Genomic DNA, 21,470 nt, shown 5'->3' on the forward strand with positions numbered 1-21,470 from the left:
ACGCCATGCCCGACGCTGCCCCGAACCTCGCCCCAACACCCTTGGTGGAAACGCCGGTCGCCGCCGAGGCGGCCCCTGCCGGCAGCAGCAGGATCCTGCTGGCCGCCGTCCTGCTGGGCTGCCTGATCGTGCCCACCGGCGTCTCCGGCACCGGCGTCGCCCTGCCGGCCATCGCCGCCGACACCGGGGCGGGCGCCGCCACCCTCCAGTGGGTGGTCAACGCCTTCAACCTGGCCTTCGCCTGCTCGACCCTGCTCGCCGGATCCCTCGCCGACATCTTCGGCCGCAAGCGCCTCTTCATGACCGGCGCGAGCACGTTCCTCGTGGCCGCCGTCCTCAGTGCGAGCACCACGAACATCGTGGTCCTGGACATCGCCCGCGCCCTCGCGGGCATCGGCGCGGCCGCCATCTTCTCCTGCGGCGGTGCCCTCCTCGCCACCAACTTCGAGGGCAAGAGCCAGTTGCGCGCCTTCGCCTTCATGGGCACCGCGGCCGGTCTGGGCTTGGGGCTCGGCCCCACCATCTCCGGTCTGCTCGTCGACCGGCTGGGCTGGCAGACGATCTTCGTCTTCAACGCGGTCGGCATCGCCATCGTGCTGGTCCTGGTGGCCATCGCCAAGTCCGCTCCCGAATCCCTGCGGCACGGCGCGAGCATCGACACCCCCGGCTCCGCCACCTTCGTCGGCGGGCTGCTGCTGCTGATCTTCGCCATCGTCCAGGGCGGCGCCTGGGGCTGGGCCGCGCCCGGAACGCTCGCCCTGCTGGCCGCCGGTGTCGTTCTGCTCGCCGTCTTCGTCGCCGTCGAACGGCGCCGTGAGCACCCCATGTTCGACTTCTCGGTCCTGCGCGACCGCCGCATGGTCGGACTCATCATGGTGCCCGTCACCGCGTCCTTCGGCTTCGTCACCCTGCTCACCTACCTGCCCACCTACATGTCCACGGCGTGGGGCGACGACGTGGGCACCGCGGGGCTGAAGATGCTCGTCATGACGATCCCCATCGTCATCGCCCCGGTCCTGGCCGGCTGGATCGCCCAGCGCGGAGTGGCCGCGCGGCACATCCTCGCCTGCTCGCTGCTGTTCTTCGTGATCGGACCGGCCTGGCTGCTCGTCATCGGGCCCGAGGCCTCGTTCCTCTCGGTCATCGTCCCGATGGTCCTCATCGGCGCGGGCTTCGGCCTCGGCGTGGGTCTCGTGGACGGCGAAGCCCTGCGCCTGGTCAGCCCCGAGAAGTCGGGCATGGCCGCCGGGCTGGTCAACACCGCCCGGCTGGGCAGCGAGGCCATCGCCGTCGCCATCTACGGCGCCCTGCTGACCACGTTCACCGCCTCGAAGATCGCCGACAGCGTGCACCGGGCCGCCGGGCCGGACGCGGACCCGCACGAGATCGCGGACCAGGTCTCCACCGGCAAGATCACCGAAGCGGCCGCGCACGCGCCCGCCGCCGGCCGAGCCGACTTCGCGCACAGCCTCGTCACCGGCTACGACGCGGCACTGCACACCATGCTCTGGGTGCTCGTTGCGGTCGGCGCCGTCCTGACGGTCCTGGTCGTCGGCCTTCTGCGTCCCTCCACCCGGACCCGCTGACCGAACCCGCCCCGGACGCCGCGGCAAAGCGGCCCCCTGCTCCCGCCCCTGGCCGCCATCCCCCGTTTCCGGCCAGGGGCGGGCCTGTTCCACCGCGCCGCCGCGTACGTCGAGCACGCATCTCGTGCGCCCGCGAGGCCAGTTGGCGCCGCGAACCGGTCATGCGATCGCCTCCATGGGCCGAAAGGCCCGCAGAGACAAGCGAGTTGATCCATCCCACGAATCCGGATGCGTGGATCCATGAGGACAGGCGGCCCCGGACACGTACCACTGCGAAACTCCGGCGCATGCGGGCGACTTGATTGGCGCCTGCATCCACCGGATCTCCGACCTGTACGCACCGGATGCCCCGACCGTCAGATGTACGCAGCATCTTCAGTGGCTCACCGGGATTTCCAATCCCTCTGAGCTTCCTGTGACTTGGTTCATAGTGCGACCGTCGAGCATTCAAGTACGATCTTGATAGAACCAAGGGGGTGGCCGATATTGGCACCCTTGGACGGGGGATCTCCTGGAGCTCCCGCGTCGAAATGCCGAAGAGGCTCGAAGGGTTCAACGGGGAGAGGGGGATGTATGACGCTGCCGCTGTTCGGATGCCGGGTGGAATCCCCGTGTCCGGCTCTCGGATTCCTGCCCGCCGACACGGCCCGGCCTGAATCGACAGGCCGTGAGTCGAACCTGCCGCAGGGTGCGGTCCACTCGTCGGGCTGTCCCGGCTCTCGATGTTTCGATCGGGTTCGGTCCTAGGTACCGCTGTTGAGCCTGCAAGAAACCTCTGCGTTACATGGAATGGGGGAGCGGCGGATTTCCGTCGCCTGAGGTATGTCAGTCATGGATCCATTGATCAGTACTGCCACAGTGTGTATGCAACAGAGGCCCAGATATTTCAGACAGGTAATTTCGGTGCCCTGTTCGCGCAATGAATCGTGCACGGCTTCCGGCCGTTGCCGAAGACGCCGGTAATTCCAGGCATTTCCCTTCCCTCATCGTTTCTCGGGGTGGTGCGGCGTTGCACCTTTTTCCCCGGACCTGAGGTCTGCAGCGAAGCCCGCGACACGAGCGGGTTCGGCGTGCTCGCGCGCCTTCGCTCTACGGGACAACTCCGCCCTGTACACGGGCTGTTCCCGGAAGCGGTCCGATGAGGCGGTCCGACCGTCGGCCGTATCGCCTTGCCCCGTCCCGGCCCGGTCTCTGACGAGACCGCATTCCGCCACCCCTTTTTCGGTATCCGGCCCTATGAGCCGGTCCTTTCCCCGCCCGCGTTCTGTCCAGGCGCCGGTGTGCGCGGCCCTGCCCGCCTCCGGAGCCTCGTCCGGCCTGCCGCCGCCCCTGACGCGGCCCGGCCGGTGCCCGACGCTGCCGTCCCCACGAGGTCTTTCGCCCCACGAGGAGGAGTCATGAGTTCTGCCACGGTCGCGACACCCGTCGCCGACAAGCCCACCGTCCACGCCGTACCCCATCTCGAAACCCCGCCGCCCTACCGCGAGTTGACGCGCAACGACGGCCTTCCGTGGATCGAACTGCCCAGCGGGCACGAGGCGGTCAACCTGACCCGCTACGCGGACGTCCGTGCCGTCCTCGCCGACTCCACCTCCAGCCGGGCGGAGTGCAACGTCGAGGGAGGGCCCAGCTTCATGCCCACCACGTGGGCCCCCGAGGTGCTGATCAACCTCGACCAGCCGGTCCACGCCCGGATGCGTACCTTCATCTCCCAGGACTTCAGCGTGCAGGGCGTCGCCCGGCTGGGGCCGATCGTGGAGCGGGTCACCGCCGAGTGCCTGGCCGCCCTGCGGGACGGCACGGCCGAACCCGACCTGGTCCGCTCGGTGTTCGAGGTGGTCGCCCCCGCCGTCACCGGCGAACTGCTGGGCGTACCGGCCGAGAAGTGGGCCTGGATGCACGCGGCCGGCCGGGTCATCCAGATGGCGGACCCCACCGACATCGAGGGCCTCGCCACCAACTGGACCGAGCTGTACGGCTATGTGCAGCGGCTGGTCCGCGGCGAGGAGCCGGCCGAGCCCGGCGGGCTCATCGACCACTACCGGCGCGGCGCGACGGAGGTGGAGCCCCGACTCACCCCGACGGACCTCGACGGAATCGTGATGGGGGTCGTCCTCGGCGGGGACAACAACGTGGCCACCATGCTGGCGAAGACCGCGTGTGTGGCGCTGAGCCTCCCGCACATCTGGACCCGGCTCGTCGAGGACCGCGCGGCCGTACCCGCGCTCATCGAGGAGGTCCTGCGGCTGATGCCGCTCGGCACCCCGGGCACGTTCCCCCGCCTGCTCAAGCAGGACCTGACCACCAGCTACGGGACCATCCCGGCGGGCACCGTGGTCTACCCGAACGTCAACCAGGCCAACCGGGACCCGGAGGTCTTCCCGAACCCGCTGGCGATCGACCTCGATCGCGACGCGAAGCGCCACCTCCAGTTCGGCTACGGCATGCACCACTGCATGGGCGCGGCCATGACCCGGCTGGAGATGACCCTCGTACTGACCAAGGTGATCGAGGAGATGCCCGGCCTGCGGCTGGCCTGCGCGGTCGACGAGGTGCCCTGGGACCTGGGCATCGGACTGCGCCGCCCCTCCTCGCTCCCGGTCACCTGGTGACCTCCCGGCCCGCTCACTGAACACCGCGGGCAGCGGGCCGCCGGAGCGAATCCGGCGGACCCGCGCCCGGCGCCACCCGCTCGACCGAACACCCCGGCGCGGGATCCAGGAAGACACGTCCCGAACGTTCCGTGATCCCGCCCTCCGGCTCCCGGGGCTCTCCCGGCATGCCCAAAACCCTCTCGAATCCCACCAACTCTGCCCGGACGCATGGAGGTTTACGTGATGAGTGTCATGACCCGCGAGCGCCACCTGGATTCCTCGCGGCTCTCCTTCGCCGCGACGGTGCCGCGCGTGAAGGTGCACCGGGAAGCCGTGTGCGAGGTGTTTCTGACGGACTCGGCCCAGGTCGGCCCCGACTCCTTCGTCGTGGGAGCCCAACTGCCGCGCGTGCACAGCTTCTACAGCGATTTCCTCCTGGCGCCGCGGAACTACGACCCGCTGCTCCTGGCGGAGGTGTGCCGCCAGTCCTCGATCCTCCTCGCCCACGAGTACTTCGGTGTCCCCCTGGACCAGAAGTTCGTCCTGAACCACAGCAACCTGCGGGTGGTCGACCGGGCAGGGCTCCGCGTCGGCGACACGCCCGGCACATCGGTGGTCGAAGTCACCGTCACCGACCGGAAGCTGCGCGGCACCGAGACCGTGGGTTACACGGCGACCATGCACGTCGATCTGGACGGGCGTTCCGTGGTGGCGCTCGACATCACGATCCAGTGGATGCCGGGCAGTGCCTGGAACAGGCTCAGGGAGCGCGGCCGCGCCCAGCTGACCGTCAGCCCGGGGCAGACCGTGCGCGTGCCGCGTGCCGCGGACCCCTCGGTCGTGGGGCGGCTGGATCCCGCGAACGTGGTCATCGCCACCCCGTGCGCCGACCCCTCCGGCTTCACCGCGGACGTGGTGGTCGACCAGTCGCACGCCGCCCTCTTCGACCACCCGCTCGACCACATTCCGGGAGTGCTGCTCCAGGAGGCGTGCCGCCAGCTGGCCGTCGCCGCCGCTCACGACCACTTCGGCTTCGCCCCGCAACGGCTTGCGGTGGAGACCTGCCACGTGGCGTTCAGCCGGTTCGGCGAGTTCGAACTGCCCACCGTCTGCCGGGCGGAGGTGCCCGTCCTCAGCACCGGGGACGACTCCCTCCGTACCAGCCTGACCGTCTCCCAGGACGGCGTGCCCATCGCCACCGCGGAGATCGGCCTCGCCCTGGTGCGCGGCGCCTGGTAGCCGCCGCGCCCTCTTCCCCTCCACCGCGCAAGCCGCCCCCGCACGACACAAGGCAGTCCCACAAGGAGGACGTCATGACGCTCAAGACCGTCTGGTTCGATTTCGGTGGTGTGCTCTCGCCCCCGATCCCGGAGCTGTTCGACTCGTACCACCGCAAGACGGGGGTCACGGGGGAGCAGCTGTGGGCGGCCATGGAGGACGTCGGCGCCGAACTCGGCATGCCGGGTCTCGCCGCGCTGGAGGTCGCGGCGGTCACCGAGATCGACTGGGGCAGGCGCGTCGCACGGAGCCTGGCCCACCGCCATCCGGGCATCGACCTCTCCCGGTGCGAGTTCGAGACGTTCGGCAGGCAGTGGTTCGGCGAACTCGAACCGAACTTCCTCATGATCTCGACGCTGCGGCAGCTCTGCGAGGCGGGTTTCACGGTGGGCCTCCTCACCAACAACGTGGTCGAGTGGGAGCCGCATTGGAAGAAGCTGATCGGGGTCGCGGACGACGTGGCGACCGTCATCGACTCCTGCAAGGTCGGTGTGCGCAAGCCCGACCCCAAGATCTTCCACGTCGCCGCCGAGGCCGTCGGCTCCCGAGCCTCCGACTGCCTCTTGATCGACGACGTCCTGGAGAACTGCGAGGCGGCCCGCCGGGAAGGCTGGCAGGCGGTCCACTTCCAGTCCGACCTCCAGGCCGCCCGGGACATCGCGTTCCACACCGGGGTGCCCAGCATCGTCTGAAAGGCTGCCGGGGGCGGGACGCCATGCCAGCGGGCCAGGCGCCCTGCGCACCACCCGGGCGGACCGCCCGGGCGACCCCCATCGCCCGGGGCGCCGCGCACCCGATCCTGCCGCGCCGTGGTCCGTATGTCGGCATCGGCCGGTGAGGTGCGCCGAGGGCCGTGGGGCGGCGGGCGGCTCCGGGGTGCCGCTGCCGGGTCGCGGTCCGCCGCGCAGCGGGCGAGCGGCGGCTCCCGGGGTGCCGGGTCGCGTCAGGTCGATGTCGGATTCTCGCCAGCCCAGAGGGCGGGTGGTGCCCGATGCTTGACCCATGCCCCCCGTCGCACCCGCCCCGATGCACACCGACACCGAGCGCTGCGTACGCGCCGTCCAGTCCAAGGACGCGCGCTTCGACGGCTGGTTCTTCACGGCCGTCCTGACCACCCGCATCTACTGCCGACCCAGCTGCCCCGTGGTGCCGCCGAAGGTCGAGAACATGACCTTCTACCCGAGCGCGGCCGCCTGCCAGCAGGCCGGATTCCGGGCCTGCAAGCGCTGCCGCCCCGACACCACGCCCGGCTCGCCGGAGTGGAACGCCCGCGCCGACACCGTCGCCCGCGCCATGCGCCTCATCCGGGACGGGGTCGTCGACCGCGAGGGCGTCCCCGGGCTCGCCGCCCGGCTCGGCTACAGCGCCCGCCAGATCGAACGCCAGCTGCTCGCCGAGCTCGGCGCGGGGCCCCTCGCCCTGGCCAGGGCGCAGCGGGCCCAGACCGCGCGGCTCCTGATCGAGACCACGCCGCTGCCGATGGCCGAGGTGGCCTTCGCCGCCGGGTTCTCCTCGATCCGCACCTTCAACGACACCGTCCGCGAGGTGTTCGCGCTCGCCCCGACCGAGCTGCGGGCCCGGGCCGCGCGCGGCATCGCCCGCCAGACACCGGGCGCGATCACCCTGCGACTGCCCTTCCGGGCCCCGCTCACCCCGGACAACCTCTTCGGCCACCTCGCCGCGACGGGCGTGCCCGGCGTCGAGGAGTGGCGCGACGGTGCCTTCCGCCGCACCCTGTCCCTGCCGTACGGACACGGCATCGCCGAACTCACCCCGCAGCCCGAGCACGTCGGCTGCGTGCTGCGCCTCACCGACCTGCGCGACCTCACCATCGCGATCAGCCGGTGCCGCTGGATGCTCGACCTGGACGCCGACCCGGTCGCCGTGGACGACCGGCTGCGCACCGACCCGCTGCTCGCACCGCTGGTCGACAAGGCGCCGGGGCGCCGGGTGCCGCGTACGGTCGACGCCGCGGAGTTCGCGGTCCGCGCGGTGCTCGGGCAGCAGGTCTCGACGGCCGCCGCCCGCACCCACGCGGCCCGGCTCGTCGTCGCCCACGGCCAGGCCGTCGAGGACCCGGCGGGCGGTCTGACCCACCTCTTCCCGACCCCCGCCCAGCTCGCGGAGATCGACCCGGAAAGCCTGGCGCTGCCGCGCAGCCGCCGCACCACGCTCACCACCCTGGTCGCGGCCCTGGCGGACGGCAGCCTCAAACTGGGCCTCGACAGCGACTGGGACCTGGCCCGGGCCCAGCTCATGGCGCTGCCTGGCTTCGGCCCCTGGACCGTCGAGGCGATCGCGATGCGGGCGCTCGGCGACCCGGACGCCTTCCTGCCCACCGACCTCGGCATGCGCCGGGCCGCCGAGAACCTCGGTCTGCCCGCCACCCCCGCCGCCCTCACGGCACGCGCCGCGGCCTGGCGCCCCTGGCGGGCCTACGCCGTCCAGTACCTCTGGGCGACCGACAGCCACGCCATCAACCACCTGCCCGCATAAGGGAGTTCAGCCGTGCACATCACGCACACGGTCATCGACAGCCCCTACGGCCCGCTCACCCTGGTCGCCGCCGACGGCGTCCTGAGCCGCCTCCACATGGAGGGCCAGCGTCACCGGCCGCCGCAGGAGACCTTCGGCGAGCGCGACCAGGACGGCCCCTTCCCGGAGGCCGTCCGCCAGCTGGAGGCGTACTTCGCGGGCGAACTCACCGAGTTCAAGCTGGACCTGGCCCTCCAGGGCACACCCTTCCAGCAGCGCGTCTGGCACCAGCTCCAGCAGATCCCGTACGGGCAGACCCGCTCCTACGGCGAGCTGGCCGAAGCGCTCGGCAGCCCCAACGCCTCCCGCGCGGTGGGCCTGGCCAACGGCAAGAACCCGGTGGGCATCATCGTCCCGTGCCACCGCGTCATCGGCGCGAACGGCGGCCTCACCGGCTACGGCGGCGGCCTCGACCGCAAGCAGCGGCTGCTCGCGTTCGAGCGGGGGGAGGGGGACGGGGTGCTGTTCTAGGACGGACGGCCCAACTGGCCGATCCTGGCGAGGAGTTGAGGCAGCGCTGTGCCGATCGGCTCTCTTACGACTTCGTCGGCGAGCGCGTCGTACGGCGTCGGGTCGGCGTTCACAATGATCAACTGGGCCCCGCCGTCCGCCGCCATCCCCGCGAGCGAGGCGGCGGGCTGGACCTGAAGGGTCGTGCCGACCGCGATGAGGATCTGGCACGCCTTGGCGATCCCCATCGCCGAGGACAGCACCTCGGGGTCGAGCCGCTCGCCGAACATGACCGTCGCCGACTTGAGGATGCCCCCGCACACGGTGCACGGCGGATCCGCCTCGCCCGCCGACACCCGGCCGAGGGCCTCGTCCATCGAGGACCGAGCGTGGCAGCGGGTGCAGGTCACCGCCCGTGCGGTGCCGTGGAGTTCGAGCACCTTGCGCTCCGGGAAACCCGCGCGCTGGTGCAGTCCGTCGACGTTCTGCGTGAGCACCCGCACCGGCACGCCGGACCGTTCGAGCGCGGCGACCGCGCGGTGCGCGGCATTCGGCTCGGCGGCGCGCGCGGGGCTGTCGCGGCGCATCAGCCAGGACCTGCGCCGGATCTCCGGATCGGCCATGTAGGACGAGTACGTCACGAGCTTCTCGGCCTCGGGATCGCGTCGCCACAGGCCGTTGGGACCGCGGTAGTCGGGGATCCCCGAGTCGGTGGAGATCCCGGCACCGGAGAGAATCGCGACGAGTGGCTTGCTCATGCGGGGAGCGTAGGGGGCGCCGGGAGGCGGGGCGAACGGATTTCCGGGCGGCACCCGGCGCGCGCTGGTCCCTCGGCGACTCAGCCCACCCGGTGTCCATTCTCCAGCTCCACCGTCCCGCGGCCCTCCGCCAACGCGTCGAGGGCGGCCATGACGCGGTGGCCCAGGGCGCCCTGGAGATGGGTGGGGAGTTCCTCGCGGGGGACCAGGCGCCAGGACAGGAGCTCCTCCTCCTGGAGGCGGATCGACTTCAGGGCGCCCTCGTCGAGCACCCCGCCGTCGTAGACGTAGGCCACGATCGGCGGGCGGGCCGCGCCGTGCACCCAGTCCACCGCGAGCAGGCGGCCGAGCTCCACGTCCAGGCCGATCTCCTCCAGGGTCTCGCGGCGGGCCGCCCCCCGCGGGGTCTCGTCGGTGTCGGACTCGACGGTTCCGCCCGGCAGCACCCAGCCCTCGCGGTAGTTGGGCTCGACCAGCAGCACCCGGCCCCCGGCGTCCCGGAACAGGGCGGCGGCCCCGGCGAGCACGCGGGGGAGTCCGGCGATGTAGGCGGCGTAGTCGTTGTCGGTCGTCATGGTCGCCAGCCTAGGGGGCGCGGCGTCAGGGCAGCGGGGGGCCCGAACCGTCGTCACCCGTACGGGACTTGGCGGCCCGGCGCAGCCGGTGGTGGCGCGCCGCGCCCTGCTCGGTGATCGCGTCGCCGACCATGGCCCGTACCGCGTCGCGCAGACCGTGCAGGGCCCCGTGACGCGAGGGTCCCGCACCTGGGTCCTCGCGCAGCTCCTTGACCAGCGACCAGCACAGGCCCAGCATCACCAGGACGAAGGGGAGCGCGACCAGGATCGTCGCCGTCTGGAGGGACTTGAGGCCCCCCGCGACGAGCAGCACCGCCGCGACCGCCGCCATCAGGACGCCCCACATCACCACCAGCCACGTCGGCGGATGCAGCGAGCCGCGGCTGGTGAGCGAGCCCATCACCAGCGAGGCAGAGTCCGCGCTGGTGATGAAGTACGTCATCACCAGGGCCATCGCGATGTACGAGGTGACCGTGCCGATCGGCAGCGCGTCCAGCATCGCGAAGAGCGAGGCCTCGGCGCCGTCCTTGACCGCGCCGGCGAGGTCCGCCGCGCCGGTGGAGGCGAGCCGGATCGCGGTGCCGCCCATGACGCAGAACCAGATCACCGTCGCCCCGCTGGGCACGAGCAGCACCCCGATGAGGAACTCGCGGATCGTGCGGCCGCGCGAGATCCGGGCGATGAAGGTGCCGACGAACGGCGCCCAGGACAGCCACCAGGCCCAGTAGAAGATCGTCCAGGCGCCCAGCCAGTCGCGGTCGGTGAAGGCGCCGGTGCGGCTGGCCATCGGGAGCAGGTCGTGCAGATAGCCGCCGATCGAGGCCGGGATGGTGTCGAGGACGTACACGGTGGGGCCCAGCAGGAACACGAAGACCATCAGCACGGCGGCGAGCACGATGTTGATGGTGGACAGCCACTTCACTCCCTTGTGCAGGCCGGAGAAGGCGGAGAGCACGAAGGCCGCCGAGAGCGCGGCGATGATGACGAGCTGGGTCGTCCGCGAATTGGCGACGTCCGAGGTGATGTTGAGGCCCTCGGCGACCTGGAGCGCGCCCAGGCCCAGGCTCGTCGCGGTGCCGAAGACGGTCGCGAACACGGCGAGCAGGTCGATGCAGCGGCCGGGCCACCCGGCCGCCCGCCGCTCCCCGATGAGCGGCACGAACGCGGACGAGAGCCGGTTGCCGCGCGCCTTGCGGAACCCGGCGTACGCGAGCGCGAGACCGGCGATGCCGTAGATCGCCCAGGGGGTGAGCGTCCAGTGGAAGAAGGAGTACTCCAGGGCGGTGCGCGCCGCGTCGCCCGAGCCGGGCTGGGCGCCGGTCGCGGGGGGCGGGCTCAGGAAGTGGGTGAGCGGCTCGCCGACCCCGTAGAACATGAGGCCGATGCCCATGCCGGCGCTGAACATCATCGCGATCCAGGCCAGGTTGGTGAACTCCGGCTCGGAGTCGTCGGCGCCCAGCCTGATCCGCCCGTACCGGCTGATCGCGAGCACCACGCACAGCACCAGGAAGGTGTCCGCGGCGACCACGAAGAGCCAGGCGAAGTTGTTCAGGACCCAGCCGAGCGCGGTCGAGGAGGCGCTGTCGAAGGAGCTCTTGCCGAGTGCCGCCCAGGCGACCACGGCCACCACGGCGAGCACACCGATGGTGATCACGGTGTGGTCGGGGGAGGGGTCGGGCGCGGCGGGCGCGTCGCCGGGCGGGGGCCCGGAGCCGGAACGATCGATCGAATCCATACTCATGGCGCCCCACTATGGTGGGGAATGAGCCTATTTTTCAGGGTGGCGCGCCGTCCGTGGAGCCTGGCGGCTATGGGCAGGCGCGCGCCGGGCGGATAGGGTCTGAAGCGGCGCGACTGCCTGTTCGAAAGCAAGGGATAGCAAGGTGACGGACGGCGCAGTTTTGGAGACCGCCCGCGTACTCGTGGCGGCGGACAAGTTCAAGGGCTCGCTCACGGCCGTGGAGGTCGCGGAGCGGGTGACGGCCGGGCTGCGGCGGGTCGTCCCGGATCTGCGGGTCGAGACCCTGCCGGTCGCCGACGGCGGCGACGGCACGGTGGCGGCCGCGGTGGCGGCCGGGTTCGAGCGGCGCGAGGCGCGCGTCACCGGACCGGTCGGCACCCCGGTGACCGCCGCGTACGCGGTACGCGACGGCGTGGCCGTGGTCGAGATGGCGGAGGCCTCCGGGCTCCAGCACCTCCCCGAGGGCGTCTTCGCGGCGCTGACCGCCACCACGTACGGCTCCGGCGAGCTGCTGCTCGCCGCGCTCGACGCGGGCGCCCGCACCATCGTGTTCGGCGTCGGCGGCAGCGCGACGACCGACGGCGGCGCCGGCATGCTGGCTGCGCTCGGCGCGCGCTTCCTGGACGCGGCGGGCGAGCCCGTCGGCCCCGGCGGTGGCGCGCTCGCCGACCTCGCGACGGCCGACTTCTCGGGTCTCGACGCCCGTTTCAAGGACGTGGAACTCGTCCTCGCCAGCGATGTCGACAACCCGCTCACCGGCCCGAAGGGCGCCCCCGCGGTCTACGGTCCGCAGAAGGGCGCCTCGCCCGAGGACGTGGCGACCCTGGACGCGGCCCTGGCCCACTACGCCAAGGTCCTCGAAGGCGCCCTCGGCGCGAAGGCCGCCGAGGCGGCGCTCGCTCCGGGCGCGGGTGCGGCCGGCGGCATCGGCTACGGCGCGCTGGTCGCGCTGGACGCCGCGTTCCGGCCCGGCATCGAGGTGATGCTCGACGTGCTCGGCTTCGCGCCCGCGCTGGCCGGGGCCACCCTGGTCATCACCGGCGAGGGCTCCCTCGACGAGCAGACGCTGCACGGCAAGGCCCCGGCGGGCGTCGCGGCGGCGGCCCGCGCGGCCGGCATCGAGGTCGTCGCGGTGTGCGGCCGCCTCCTGCTCCAGCCGGGCCAGCTCGGCGAGGCGGGCATCCGCCGCGCCTACCCGCTGACCGACCTGGAGCCGGACACGGCCCAGTGCATCGCCAACGCGGGCCCGCTCCTGGAGCGGGTGGCCCAGAACATCGCGGGCGACTTCCTGCGCTAGCTCCCGCCCCAAGGGCCTCGACGCCGTACCGGGCCCGGGCGTGCACAACGGCCCCCGTCGCAAGTCGCGACGGGGGCCGTTGTGTCGTTCCCTGAAGCAGTACGCCCCGAGCGCGAGCCGCCGCACAGTCCCGGGCGGCCCAGGCCGTGGGCCTCCCGCAGGCGCGCCTCTTCCAGCCATGAGACAATAATGTCTCATTCGATACTGGAGTGTTTCATGACGCCGCCCCTCGACCCCCGGCGCTGGGTCGTCCTCGCGATCCTTTCCGGCAGCCTGCTGCTGATCGCGATGGACACGACCATCCTCAACGTCGCCTTCCCCTCGCTGGTCAGCGACCTTCAGCCCAGCTCCGTACAGCAGCTGTGGATCATCGACGTCTACGCGCTCGCCCTCTCCGGCCTGCTCGTGACGGCGGGCGCGCTCGGCGACCGCTGGGGGCGCAAGCGGCTGCTGCTCGCGGGCTTCGCGATCTTCGCGCTCGCCTCGCTGATGGCGGTCTTCGCGACCGCGGCCTGGCAGGTCATCGCCGCCCGGGCGCTGCTCGGCGTCGGCGGTGCCGCCATCATGCCGTCGACCCTGTCGATCCTGCGCGACGTCTTCACCGACGCCCGCGAACGCGCCCTCGCCTACGCGGTGTGGGCCGCGGTCTTCGGCGGCGGCATGGCGCTCGGGCCGGTGGTCGGCGGTCTGCTCGTCGAGCGGAACGGCTGGCAGTCCGCGTTCCTGATCAACGTTCCGGTCGCCCTGGTCATCATCGCGCTGGGCGCCTGGCTGCTGCCCGAGTCCCACCAACCCCGCGAGGGCCGCTGGGACTGGTGGGGCGTCGGACAGTCCGTCGTCGGCATGCTCGCCCTGGCCGGCGGCATCAAGCAGCTCGGCAAGGGCGGCCCCGCGGATCCGGTGGCCTGGGTGCTGCTCGTGGTGGCGGCTGTCGCACTGACAGTCTTTGTCCGCCGTCAGCTGCGACTGGCCCAACCGCTGCTGCACGTGCGGCTGTTCACCAACCGCTCGTTCAGCATCGCCGCCGCCTCGATCTTCCTCGGGATGATCGCGCTCGGCTCGGCGCTGTTCCTGGTCACCCAGTGGTTCCAGTACGGGCAGGGCTACACCCCGCTGGAGGCGGGCATCCGGCTGCTGCCGGCGCCGCTCGGTCTGGTGGTCACCTCCTTGGTGACCCCGGTCCTGATGCACCGGCTGCCGATCCGGCACGTCATCGGTGGCGGGCTGCTCCTGATGACGGCGGGCCTCGCGCTGCCCTGGCTGTTCCAGCAGTCCGGGCCCCTGGCCTACTCAGGCGTCGCCGTGGCGCTCGGCGTGCTCGGCTGTGGGGTCGGCGTCGCGACCACGGCCGCGTCGGTGACCCTGATGGCCTCCACGCCGAAGGAACACGTCAGCGGGGCCGCGGCCGTCGAGGAGACCTGCTACGAACTGGGCGCGGCCATGGGCGTCGCCATCCTGGGCAGTGTGGCAGGGGCGCTGTACCGCGCGCAGCTGCCCGAGCTCGCCCTGGACGTGGCCGCGGCCGCCTCCGTACGGGACTCGGTGGGCGAGGCGGCCCACGTGGCGGCCTCGATCGGCGGCCCGGCCGGTGCGCTGCTCCTGGAGAAGGCCTCGACGGCCTTCACCGCGGGCATGACCCCGACGTTCCTGCTCGCCGCGGCGCTGCCGCTGGCCGCGGCGGTTCTGGCCTGGGCGAGGATTCCGTCCGACCTCCGCCCCACGGAAACCTCCCACTGACCGCCGCCCCCGCCCTCGGCGACTTGCTGATCCTGGGGCTCCGCCCCAGACCCCGGTTCGCGCCTTGAGGGCGCTCGTCCTCAAGCGCCGGACGGGCTGAGGTTGCCCACGCGGCCCAGCACCGTGCCGCCAAGGGGCGCGGGGAACGGCGCGAGCGACCCAGCACGGTCCGCAGGGGCCCTGGGGCTCCGCCCCAGACCCCGTTCGCGCCTGAACGGCGCTCGTCCTCAAACGCCGGACGGGCTGAGGTTGATCACGCGGGCCAGCACCATGCCGCCAAGGGGCGCGAGGAACGGCGCGAGGAGCGTCCACGGTCCGCGGATGACCGGAGGTGTCAGGGGCGCGAGGAACTGCGCGAGGAGCGTCCACGGTCCGCAGCCGACCGGGCACCCCAGGGGCGCCGGGGAACGGCGCGGGAAGCCCCAGCGGCGCAGCCGCTAGGCCGTCCCGACGGAGCGGGCACACGAAAAGGGGCCCCGGGTTCAAGAACCCTGGGCCCCTTTTCCAGCGGCGAGAGCAACTACGGCAGCTGAGCCGCCCGAGCCTCACGCCGATTGTCGCGGAACGTGTTGACCCGCCGGGCCGTCGCGAAGAGGGGGATCGTGGCGGCCAGGACGATCTGCAGGGCGCAGCCGGTCTGAAGGAGCATCTGACCACCGGGGGCGTCGAACGCCCAGGCGGCGAGCAGCCCCATCGCGCCGATGATCCAGCTGAGCATCGCCACCGCGAGGATGCCCCGCGGCTTGGGGTACTCGACCCGGCTCACCATCAGCCAGGCGACTCCTATGACGGCGAGCAGCGTCGGGACGAACGGCAGCTCGAGCAGGACGATCGAGACGACCGTGAGGGCGCCGAAGGGGCTCGGCATGCCCTGGAACATGCCGTCCTTCATCGTCACGCACGAGAACCGCGCGAGTCTCAGCACCACGGCCAGCAGCACCGTGATCGCGGCGACCGCGGCGACCCGCTGGTGGGCGTCGTCGGCGACCATGCCGTACACGAGCACGAAGTAGGCCGGGGCGAGCCCGAAGCTGATCAGGTCGGACAGGTTGTCCAGCTCGGCGCCCATGGGGGAGCTGCGCAGCTTCCGGGCGACCAGACCGTCGCAGAGGTCGAAGATCGCCGCGAGCAGCATCAGGATCACGGCGGTCGCGGCGGAGTGCCGCGCCATGCCCGTCTCCTGGCTGCCGGAGAGGTGCGGGATGAGGATGCCGGTGGTGGTGAAGTACACCGCCATGAAGCCGCACGTGGCGTTGCCCAGCGTGAGGGTGTCCGCTATCGACAGCCTCAGCGACAGCGGCATCTCCTCGACGTCGTCCTCGGACTCCGCCTCGGGGACCCAGCCGGCCTGCGTCTCGGGATCAATCACGGTCAATTCGAGTCACCCCCGCCGTGGTCGCCTGCCCGACCTCGACCGCGACCTCGACACCCTCGGGGAGGTAGATGTCGACCCGCGAGCCGAAGCGGATGAGGCCGATGCGCTCGCCCTGCTCCACCTTGGTGCCCTGGGGGACGTACGGCACGATGCGCCGCGCGACCGCGCCGGCGATCTGCACCATCTCGATGTCGCCGAGCTCGGTGTCGAAGTGCCAGACAACGCGCTCGTTGTTCTCGCTCTCCTTGTTGAACGCCGGGACGAACCCACCGGGGATGTGCTCCACCGACGTCACCGTGCCCGCGAGGGGCGCGCGGTTGACGTGGACGTTCAACGGGCTCATGAAGATCGCGACGCGGGTCCGTCCGTCCTTCCACGGCATGATGCTCTGCACCACACCGTCGGCGGGGGAGATGACCCGCCCCTGCGTGATCTCACGCTCGGGGTCGCGGAAGAACCACAGCATGCCCGCCGCGAGGACGGTGGTGGGCACGGCCACGATCGCGGCGCCCTTGGAGCGGCGGGATCGGGCCAGGCTGATGGCAGCGGTGGCGACGGTCGGCAGAAGCCACGGCGATGCTCCGCGAGCAAGGCGTCCCTTGGGGAAGCCGTCGCGTGGTGCAGAGGTTTGGCTGTGGGGCATGGATGACCTTCGTAGCGGATGATGCCGCGCTGGCAACGGGGGACGGCGGCAGGTTTACCGGCGATGGTATCGGTTGCGAGCCGCAACTGGGCAAGCCAGAAGCCGAGTCGGCGGCCGGAAGACGCTTACAGGGTGTGATGTTCTTCGCGGCCAAACCGACTCAAAAGCGACAATCAACCCTGGAACCGGTACTCCTCAAGAAGTCGGCGCCCAATGATCATTTTCTGGATCTCGGCGGTACCTTCACCGATGAGCAGCATCGGCGCCTCGCGGTACAGGCGCTCGATCTCGTACTCCTTGGAGAAGCCGTAGCCGCCGTGGATGCGGAAGGCGTCTTCCACCACCTCCTTGCAGTACTCGGAGGCGAGGTACTTCGCCATCCCTGCTTCGAGGTCGTTTCGTTCCCCGGAGTCCTTTTTGCGTGCTGCGTTCACCATCATCGCATGCGCCGCTTCGACCTTGGTAGCCATCTCGGCGAGCTTGAACTGGATCGCCTGGTGCTGGGCGATCGGCTTGCCGAAAGTGTGCCTTTGCTGGGCATACGAGACACCCAACTCAAATGCACGCTGAGCGACTCCGCAGCCACGGGCCGCGACGTTGACGCGGCCGACCTCGACGCCGTCCATCATTTGGTAAAAGCCTCGGCCGGTCTCCCCGCCGAGGACCCGATTGGCCGGAATGCGCAGTCCGTCCATGACCAGTTCGGTCGTGTCGACGCCCTTGTAGCCCATCTTGTCGATCTTGCCGGGAATGGTCAGGCCCGGGCGGACCTCACCGAAGCCCGGCTCCTTCTCCACCAGGAAGGTCGTCATGGACTTGTGGGGGGCGGTCCCCTCGGGGTGTCCTTCGTCACTCCGGCACAGAACGGCCACGAGCGACGACGTTCCGCCATTGGTCAGCCACATCTTCTGGCCGTTCAGGACGTACTCGTCGCCGTCCTTCACGCCCTTCGACGTGATCGCCGACACATCGGAGCCGAGCGCCGGCTCGGACATCGAGAACGCGCCGCGCACCTCGCCGAGCGCCATCCGCGGCAGGAAGGTGTCCTTCTGCTCCTGCGTGCCGTGCTGCTTGAGCATGTACGCCACGATGAAGTGCGTGTTGATGATGCCGGAGACCGACATCCAGCCACGCGCTATCTCCTCCACGCACAGCGCGTAGGTGAGCAGCGACTCCCCGAGGCCGCCGTACTCCTCCGGGATCATCAGGCCGAACAGGCCCAACTCCTTGAGCCCCTCGACGATCCGCGTCGGGTACTCGTCCTTGTGCTCCAGCTGGGTCGCGACCGGAATGATCTCCTTGTCGACGAAGTCCCGCACGGTGGCCAGGATTTCCTGCTGGACGTCGGTCAGACCGGCGGTCTGCGCGAGACGGGCCATGGCTACTTCTCCTGCGACTTGAGCTCGGGGCGGCCGGGCTGTTCGCCGCCGCGCTCCTTGATGTACGTCTCGGTCGGCACCATCACCTTGCGGCGGAAGACGCAGACCAGGGTGCCGTCCTGCTTGTAGCCCTTGGTCTCGACGTAGACGATCCCGCGGTCGTTCTTCGACTTGGACGGGGTCTTGTCGAGAACCGTCGTCTCGCCGTAGATCGTGTCGCCGTGGAAGGTCGGCGCCACGTGCTTGAGCGATTCGATCTCCAGGTTGGCGATCGCCTTGCCGGACACGTCCGGCACGCTCATGCCGAGCAGCAGCGAGTAGATGTAGTTGCCCACGACGACGTTCTTGCCGAAGTCGGTCGTGTTCTCGGCGTAGTTGACGTCCATGTGGAGCGGGTGGTGGTTCATCGTGAGCAGACAGAAGAGGTGGTCGTCGTACTCGGTGACCGTCTTTCCGGGCCAGTGCTTGTAGACGGCGCCGACTTCGAACTCTTCATAGGTGCGGCCGAACTGCATGTCGCTCACGCCTCCGGGATCTCGAACTTGGACGTGCGCTGCATACCGGCCGCGCGCCCCTTGCCGGAGATGACCAGCGCCATCTTGCGGCTGGCCTCGTCGATCATCTCGTCGCCGAGCATCGCGGAGCCCTTCTTGCCGCCCGCCTCGGACGTGCAGTAGTCGTACGCGTCCAGGATCAGCTCGGCGTGGTCGAAGTCCTCCTGCGACGGCGAGAAGATCTCGTTCGACGCCTCGACCTGGCCCGGGTGCAGCACCCACTTGCCGTCGAAGCCGAGCGCGGCGGCCCGCTTGGCCACCTCGCGGTAGCCGTCCACGTTGCGGATCTGGAGGTAGGGGCCGTCGATCGCCTGGAGGTCGTTGGCGCGCGCCGCCATCAGGATCTTCATCAGGATGTAGTGGTAGGCGTCCGCGCCGTACCCGGGCGGCTGCTCGCCCACGACCAGCGTCTTCATGTTGATCGACGCCATGAAGTCGGCCGGGCCGAAGATGATGGTCTCGGTGCGCGGCGAGGCCTCCGCGATCGCGTTGACGTTGTTCAGGCCGCGCGCGTTCTCGATCTGCGCCTCGATGCCGATCTTGCCGACCTCCAGGCCCATCGTCTTCTCGATCTGGGTGAGCAGCAGGTCCAGGGCCACGACCTGGTCGGCGCTCTGCACCTTCGGCAGCATGATGCAGTCGAGGTTCTGGCCGGCGCCCTCGACCACGGTGACGACGTCGCGGTACGTCCACTCGGTCGTCCAGTCGTTCACCCGCACGACCCGCGTCTTGCCCGTCCAGTCGCCCTCGTTGAGGAACTTGACGATGGTGTGCCGCGCCTCCGGCTTGGCCAGCGGTGCGCAGGCGTCCTCCAGGTCGAGGAAGACCTGGTCGGCCGGGAGGCCCTGGGCCTTCTCCAGGAAGCGGGGGTTCGACCCGGGAACCGCGAGGCAGGAGCGGCGCGGGCGGAGCCGGTTGACCGGGGTGACAGGGGTGCTCATGCGGGGACCTCCAACGGGTCGAGCTTGTTCGCTTTCCGGATCTCGTCGACGATACGGCCGATGATCTCCGTGATGCCGAAGTCCTTCGGGGTGAAAACGGCGGCGACGCCCGCCTTGCGCAACTCCTCGGCGTCCGCCGGCGGGATGATCCCGCCCGCGATCACCGGTATGTCGGGCGCGCCCGCCTCCCGCAGCCGCACCAGGACGTCGGGGACGAGCTCGGCGTGCGAGCCGGACAGGATGGACAGGCCGACGCAGTGCACGTCCTCGGCGAGGGCGGCGCTCACGATCTGCTCCGGGGTCAGCCGGATGCCCTGGTAGACCACCTCGAAGCCGGCGTCCCGCGCGCGCACCGCGATCTGCTCGGCGCCGTTGGAGTGTCCGTCCAGGCCAGGCTTGCCGACCAGCAGGCGCAGCCGCCCGGCACCGAGGTCCGAGGCCGTCCGCGCCACCTTCTCGCGGACCAGGGCGAGCGGCGTGCCCTCCTCGGCGGTGACCGCGACCGGGGCGGAGGAGACGCCCGTGGGCGCCCGGAACTCGCCGAACACCTCGCGCAGCGCCTGGGACCACTCACCGGTGGTGACCCCGGAACGCACGCACTCCAGCGTCGCCTCCATGAGGTTGCCGGTGCCCTGAGCCGCCTCCTTCAGCTTCTCCAGCGCCTTGCAGGGGCGGGGGTGGTTGAAGGGCGGCTGGTAGCGGGTGTCGCGCCAGTTCTTGAGGGAGGCGACCACGCGGGCCTCGACGGCGGGGTCGACCGTCATGATCGCGCCGTCCAGGTCCGCGGTGAGCGGGCTCGGCTCGGTCGACTCGTAGCAGTTGACGCCGACGATCTTCTCCTCGCCGGCCTCGATGCGGGCCCGGCGCTCGGCGTGCGAGGAGACGAGCTGCGACTTGAGGTAGCCCGACTCGACGGCGGCCAGCGCCCCGCCCATCTCCTGGATCCGGTCGATCTCGGCGAGGCACTCGTCGACCAGGGCGTCCACCTTGGCCTCGATGACGTGCGAGCCCGCGAAGATGTCCTCGTACTCGAGGAGGTCGCTCTCGTGCGCCAGGACCTGCTGGATGCGCAGCGACCACTGCTGGTCCCAGGGGCGGGGGAGCCCCAACGCCTCGTTCCAGGCCGGGAGTTGGACCGCGCGGGCGCGGGCGTCCTTGGAGAGGGTCACGGCCAGCATCTCCAGGACGATCCGCTGGACGTTGTTCTCGGGCTGCGCCTCGGTCAGGCCGAGGGAGTTGACCTGGACGCCGTAGCGGAAGCGGCGCTGCTTGGCGTCCTCGATCCCGTACCGCTCCCGCGTGATCTTGTCCCAGATGCGGCCGAAGGCGCGCATCTTGCACATCTCCTCGATGAAGCGGACGCCCGCGTTCACGAAGAAGGAGATGCGGGCCACGACGTCGCCCTTGCGCTCCTCGGGGATCTGGCCCGACGCGAACACCGAGTCGAGCACGGCGATCGCGGTGGACATCGCGTACGCGATCTCCTGGACCGGGGTGGCTCCCGCCTCCTGCAGGTGGTAGCTGCAGATGTTGATGGGGTTCCACTTGGGGATGTTGTTCACGGTGTAACAGATCATGTCTGTTGTCAGCCGCAGCGAAGGGCCCGGCGGGAAGACGTGCGTCCCGCGTGAGAGGTACTCCTTCACGATGTCGTTCTGGGTGGTGCCCTGGAGCTTGGTGATGTCCGCGCCCTGCTCCTCGGCGACCACCTGGTACATGGCGAGCAGCCACATCGCGGTGGCGTTGATCGTCATCGAGGTGTTCATCTGCTCGAGCGGGATGTCCTGGAACAGCCGCCGCATGTCACCCAGATGGGACACCGGGACCCCGACCCGGCCCACCTCGCCGCGGGCGAGGATGTGGTCGGGGTCGTATCCGGTCTGCGTCGGAAGGTCGAACGCGACCGACAGACCCGTCTGACCCTTGGCGAGGTTGTTGCGGTAGAGCTCGTTGGACGCCTCGGCGGTCGAGTGCCCGGCATACGTCCGCATCAGCCACGGCCGATCCTTCTGACGCTCAGTCATGAA

At 70.6% G+C, this 21,470-nt stretch carries 17 protein-coding genes; 8 read left to right on the plus strand and 9 right to left on the minus strand.

Annotation, left to right across the window (positions count from 1 at the left end):
* The first annotated feature begins 5 nt into the window (after window positions 1-5).
* The 6 genes from AC07F3_RS01110 to AC07F3_RS01135 all read left to right on the plus strand — a co-directional run bounded on the left by AC07F3_RS01110 (window position 6) and on the right by AC07F3_RS01135 (window position 8,464).
* Window positions 6-1,586, plus strand: a complete 1,581-nt coding sequence (locus AC07F3_RS01110) for an MFS transporter (RefSeq protein ID WP_479109215.1) — start codon at window positions 6-8, stop codon at window positions 1,584-1,586.
* 1,397 nt (window positions 1,587-2,983) lie between these two features.
* A complete protein-coding gene (locus AC07F3_RS01115; protein ID WP_479109217.1) occupies window positions 2,984-4,198 on the plus strand; it encodes a cytochrome P450 in 1,215 nt (404 codons plus the stop codon).
* Window positions 4,199-4,423: 225 nt separating this feature from the next.
* Entirely contained in the window at window positions 4,424-5,419 is a 996-nt protein-coding gene (locus tag AC07F3_RS01120) for a ScbA/BarX family gamma-butyrolactone biosynthesis protein (protein ID WP_479109219.1), read from the plus strand.
* 74 nt (window positions 5,420-5,493) lie between these two features.
* Window positions 5,494-6,150 (plus strand): HAD family hydrolase, encoded by a 657-nt coding sequence (locus tag AC07F3_RS01125; protein ID WP_479109221.1) that lies wholly within the window; start codon window positions 5,494-5,496, stop codon window positions 6,148-6,150.
* Window positions 6,151-6,484: 334 nt separating this feature from the next.
* A complete protein-coding gene (locus AC07F3_RS01130; protein ID WP_479110558.1) occupies window positions 6,485-7,954 on the plus strand; it encodes a DNA-3-methyladenine glycosylase 2 family protein in 1,470 nt (489 codons plus the stop codon).
* 12 nt (window positions 7,955-7,966) lie between these two features.
* Window positions 7,967-8,464 (plus strand): methylated-DNA--[protein]-cysteine S-methyltransferase, encoded by a 498-nt coding sequence (locus tag AC07F3_RS01135; protein WP_479109223.1) that lies wholly within the window; start codon window positions 7,967-7,969, stop codon window positions 8,462-8,464.
* Here AC07F3_RS01135 and AC07F3_RS01140 read toward each other — a convergent pair.
* The 3 genes from AC07F3_RS01140 to AC07F3_RS01150 form a co-directional block, all read right to left on the minus strand.
* A complete protein-coding gene (locus AC07F3_RS01140; RefSeq protein WP_479109225.1) occupies window positions 8,461-9,201 on the minus strand; it encodes an SIR2 family NAD-dependent protein deacylase in 741 nt (246 codons plus the stop codon). The two genes, AC07F3_RS01135 and AC07F3_RS01140, sit on opposite strands and share 4 nt — an antisense overlap.
* Before the next feature lie 80 nt (window positions 9,202-9,281).
* Window positions 9,282-9,776: an NUDIX domain-containing protein gene (locus tag AC07F3_RS01145; RefSeq protein ID WP_479109227.1), complete on the minus strand. Its 495-nt coding sequence runs from the start codon at window positions 9,774-9,776 to the stop codon at window positions 9,282-9,284.
* Between the two features lie 25 nt (window positions 9,777-9,801).
* Window positions 9,802-11,517, minus strand: coding sequence for a BCCT family transporter (locus tag AC07F3_RS01150; RefSeq protein WP_479109229.1), 1,716 nt, complete (start codon window positions 11,515-11,517; stop codon window positions 9,802-9,804).
* Window positions 11,518-11,659: 142 nt separating this feature from the next.
* Here AC07F3_RS01150 and AC07F3_RS01155 point away from each other — a divergent pair, with 142 nt between their 5' ends.
* Together AC07F3_RS01155 and AC07F3_RS01160 are read left to right on the plus strand one after the other, a co-directional pair.
* Window positions 11,660-12,814: a glycerate kinase gene (locus AC07F3_RS01155; RefSeq protein WP_479109230.1), complete on the plus strand. Its 1,155-nt coding sequence runs from the start codon at window positions 11,660-11,662 to the stop codon at window positions 12,812-12,814.
* Between the two features lie 216 nt (window positions 12,815-13,030).
* Window positions 13,031-14,551 (plus strand): MFS transporter, encoded by a 1,521-nt coding sequence (locus tag AC07F3_RS01160; protein ID WP_479109232.1) that lies wholly within the window; start codon window positions 13,031-13,033, stop codon window positions 14,549-14,551.
* Window positions 14,552-15,071: 520 nt separating this feature from the next.
* Here the strand turns inward: AC07F3_RS01160 and pssA are convergent.
* The 6 genes from pssA to AC07F3_RS01190 all read right to left on the minus strand — a co-directional run bounded on the left by pssA (window position 15,072) and on the right by AC07F3_RS01190 (window position 21,467).
* Complete coding sequence (gene pssA, locus AC07F3_RS01165) at window positions 15,072-15,926, minus strand: CDP-diacylglycerol--serine O-phosphatidyltransferase (RefSeq protein WP_189389371.1); 855 nt, start codon at window positions 15,924-15,926, stop codon at window positions 15,072-15,074.
* Window positions 15,913-16,569, minus strand: a complete 657-nt coding sequence (locus AC07F3_RS01170) for a phosphatidylserine decarboxylase (protein ID WP_479109234.1) — start codon at window positions 16,567-16,569, stop codon at window positions 15,913-15,915. The genes pssA and AC07F3_RS01170 overlap by 14 nt, the downstream gene beginning before the upstream one ends.
* Before the next feature lie 173 nt (window positions 16,570-16,742).
* Window positions 16,743-17,948, minus strand: coding sequence for an acyl-CoA dehydrogenase family protein (locus AC07F3_RS01175; RefSeq protein ID WP_479109236.1), 1,206 nt, complete (start codon window positions 17,946-17,948; stop codon window positions 16,743-16,745).
* 2 nt (window positions 17,949-17,950) lie between these two features.
* On the minus strand, window positions 17,951-18,463 hold the full coding sequence (locus tag AC07F3_RS01180) for a MaoC family dehydratase (RefSeq protein WP_479110560.1): 513 nt from the start codon (window positions 18,461-18,463) through the stop codon (window positions 17,951-17,953).
* Window positions 18,464-18,468: 5 nt separating this feature from the next.
* Entirely contained in the window at window positions 18,469-19,443 is a 975-nt protein-coding gene (locus AC07F3_RS01185) for an HpcH/HpaI aldolase/citrate lyase family protein (protein WP_479109238.1), read from the minus strand.
* Window positions 19,440-21,467, minus strand: coding sequence for a protein meaA (locus AC07F3_RS01190; RefSeq protein ID WP_479109240.1), 2,028 nt, complete (start codon window positions 21,465-21,467; stop codon window positions 19,440-19,442). Before AC07F3_RS01190 ends, AC07F3_RS01185 begins: the two co-directional genes overlap by 4 nt.
* Window positions 21,468-21,470 lie beyond the last annotated feature (3 nt).

It is taken from the genome of Streptomyces sp. NPDC045846, assembly GCF_056431605.1.

Excerpts from the sequence above, each read along its gene's own strand:
- AC07F3_RS01110 (WP_479109215.1), top strand. The coding sequence starts at position 6 with ATGCCCGACGCTGCCCCGAACCTCGCCCCAACACCCTTGGTGGAAACG.
- AC07F3_RS01115 (WP_479109217.1), top strand. The coding sequence starts at position 2,984 with ATGAGTTCTGCCACGGTCGCGACACCCGTCGCCGACAAGCCCACCGTC.
- AC07F3_RS01120 (WP_479109219.1), top strand. The coding sequence starts at position 4,424 with ATGAGTGTCATGACCCGCGAGCGCCACCTGGATTCCTCGCGGCTCTCC.
- AC07F3_RS01125 (WP_479109221.1), top strand. The coding sequence starts at position 5,494 with ATGACGCTCAAGACCGTCTGGTTCGATTTCGGTGGTGTGCTCTCGCCC.
- AC07F3_RS01130 (WP_479110558.1), top strand. The coding sequence starts at position 6,485 with ATGCACACCGACACCGAGCGCTGCGTACGCGCCGTCCAGTCCAAGGAC.
- AC07F3_RS01140 (WP_479109225.1), bottom strand. The coding sequence starts at position 9,201 with ATGAGCAAGCCACTCGTCGCGATTCTCTCCGGTGCCGGGATCTCCACC.
- AC07F3_RS01145 (WP_479109227.1), bottom strand. The coding sequence starts at position 9,776 with ATGACGACCGACAACGACTACGCCGCCTACATCGCCGGACTCCCCCGC.
- AC07F3_RS01150 (WP_479109229.1), bottom strand. The coding sequence starts at position 11,517 with ATGAGTATGGATTCGATCGATCGTTCCGGCTCCGGGCCCCCGCCCGGC.
- AC07F3_RS01160 (WP_479109232.1), top strand. The coding sequence starts at position 13,031 with ATGACGCCGCCCCTCGACCCCCGGCGCTGGGTCGTCCTCGCGATCCTT.
- AC07F3_RS01170 (WP_479109234.1), bottom strand. The coding sequence starts at position 16,569 with ATGCCCCACAGCCAAACCTCTGCACCACGCGACGGCTTCCCCAAGGGA.
- AC07F3_RS01175 (WP_479109236.1), bottom strand. The coding sequence starts at position 17,948 with ATGGCCCGTCTCGCGCAGACCGCCGGTCTGACCGACGTCCAGCAGGAA.
- AC07F3_RS01180 (WP_479110560.1), bottom strand. The coding sequence starts at position 18,463 with ATGCAGTTCGGCCGCACCTATGAAGAGTTCGAAGTCGGCGCCGTCTAC.
- AC07F3_RS01185 (WP_479109238.1), bottom strand. The coding sequence starts at position 19,443 with ATGAGCACCCCTGTCACCCCGGTCAACCGGCTCCGCCCGCGCCGCTCC.
- AC07F3_RS01190 (WP_479109240.1), bottom strand. The coding sequence starts at position 21,467 with ATGACTGAGCGTCAGAAGGATCGGCCGTGGCTGATGCGGACGTATGCC.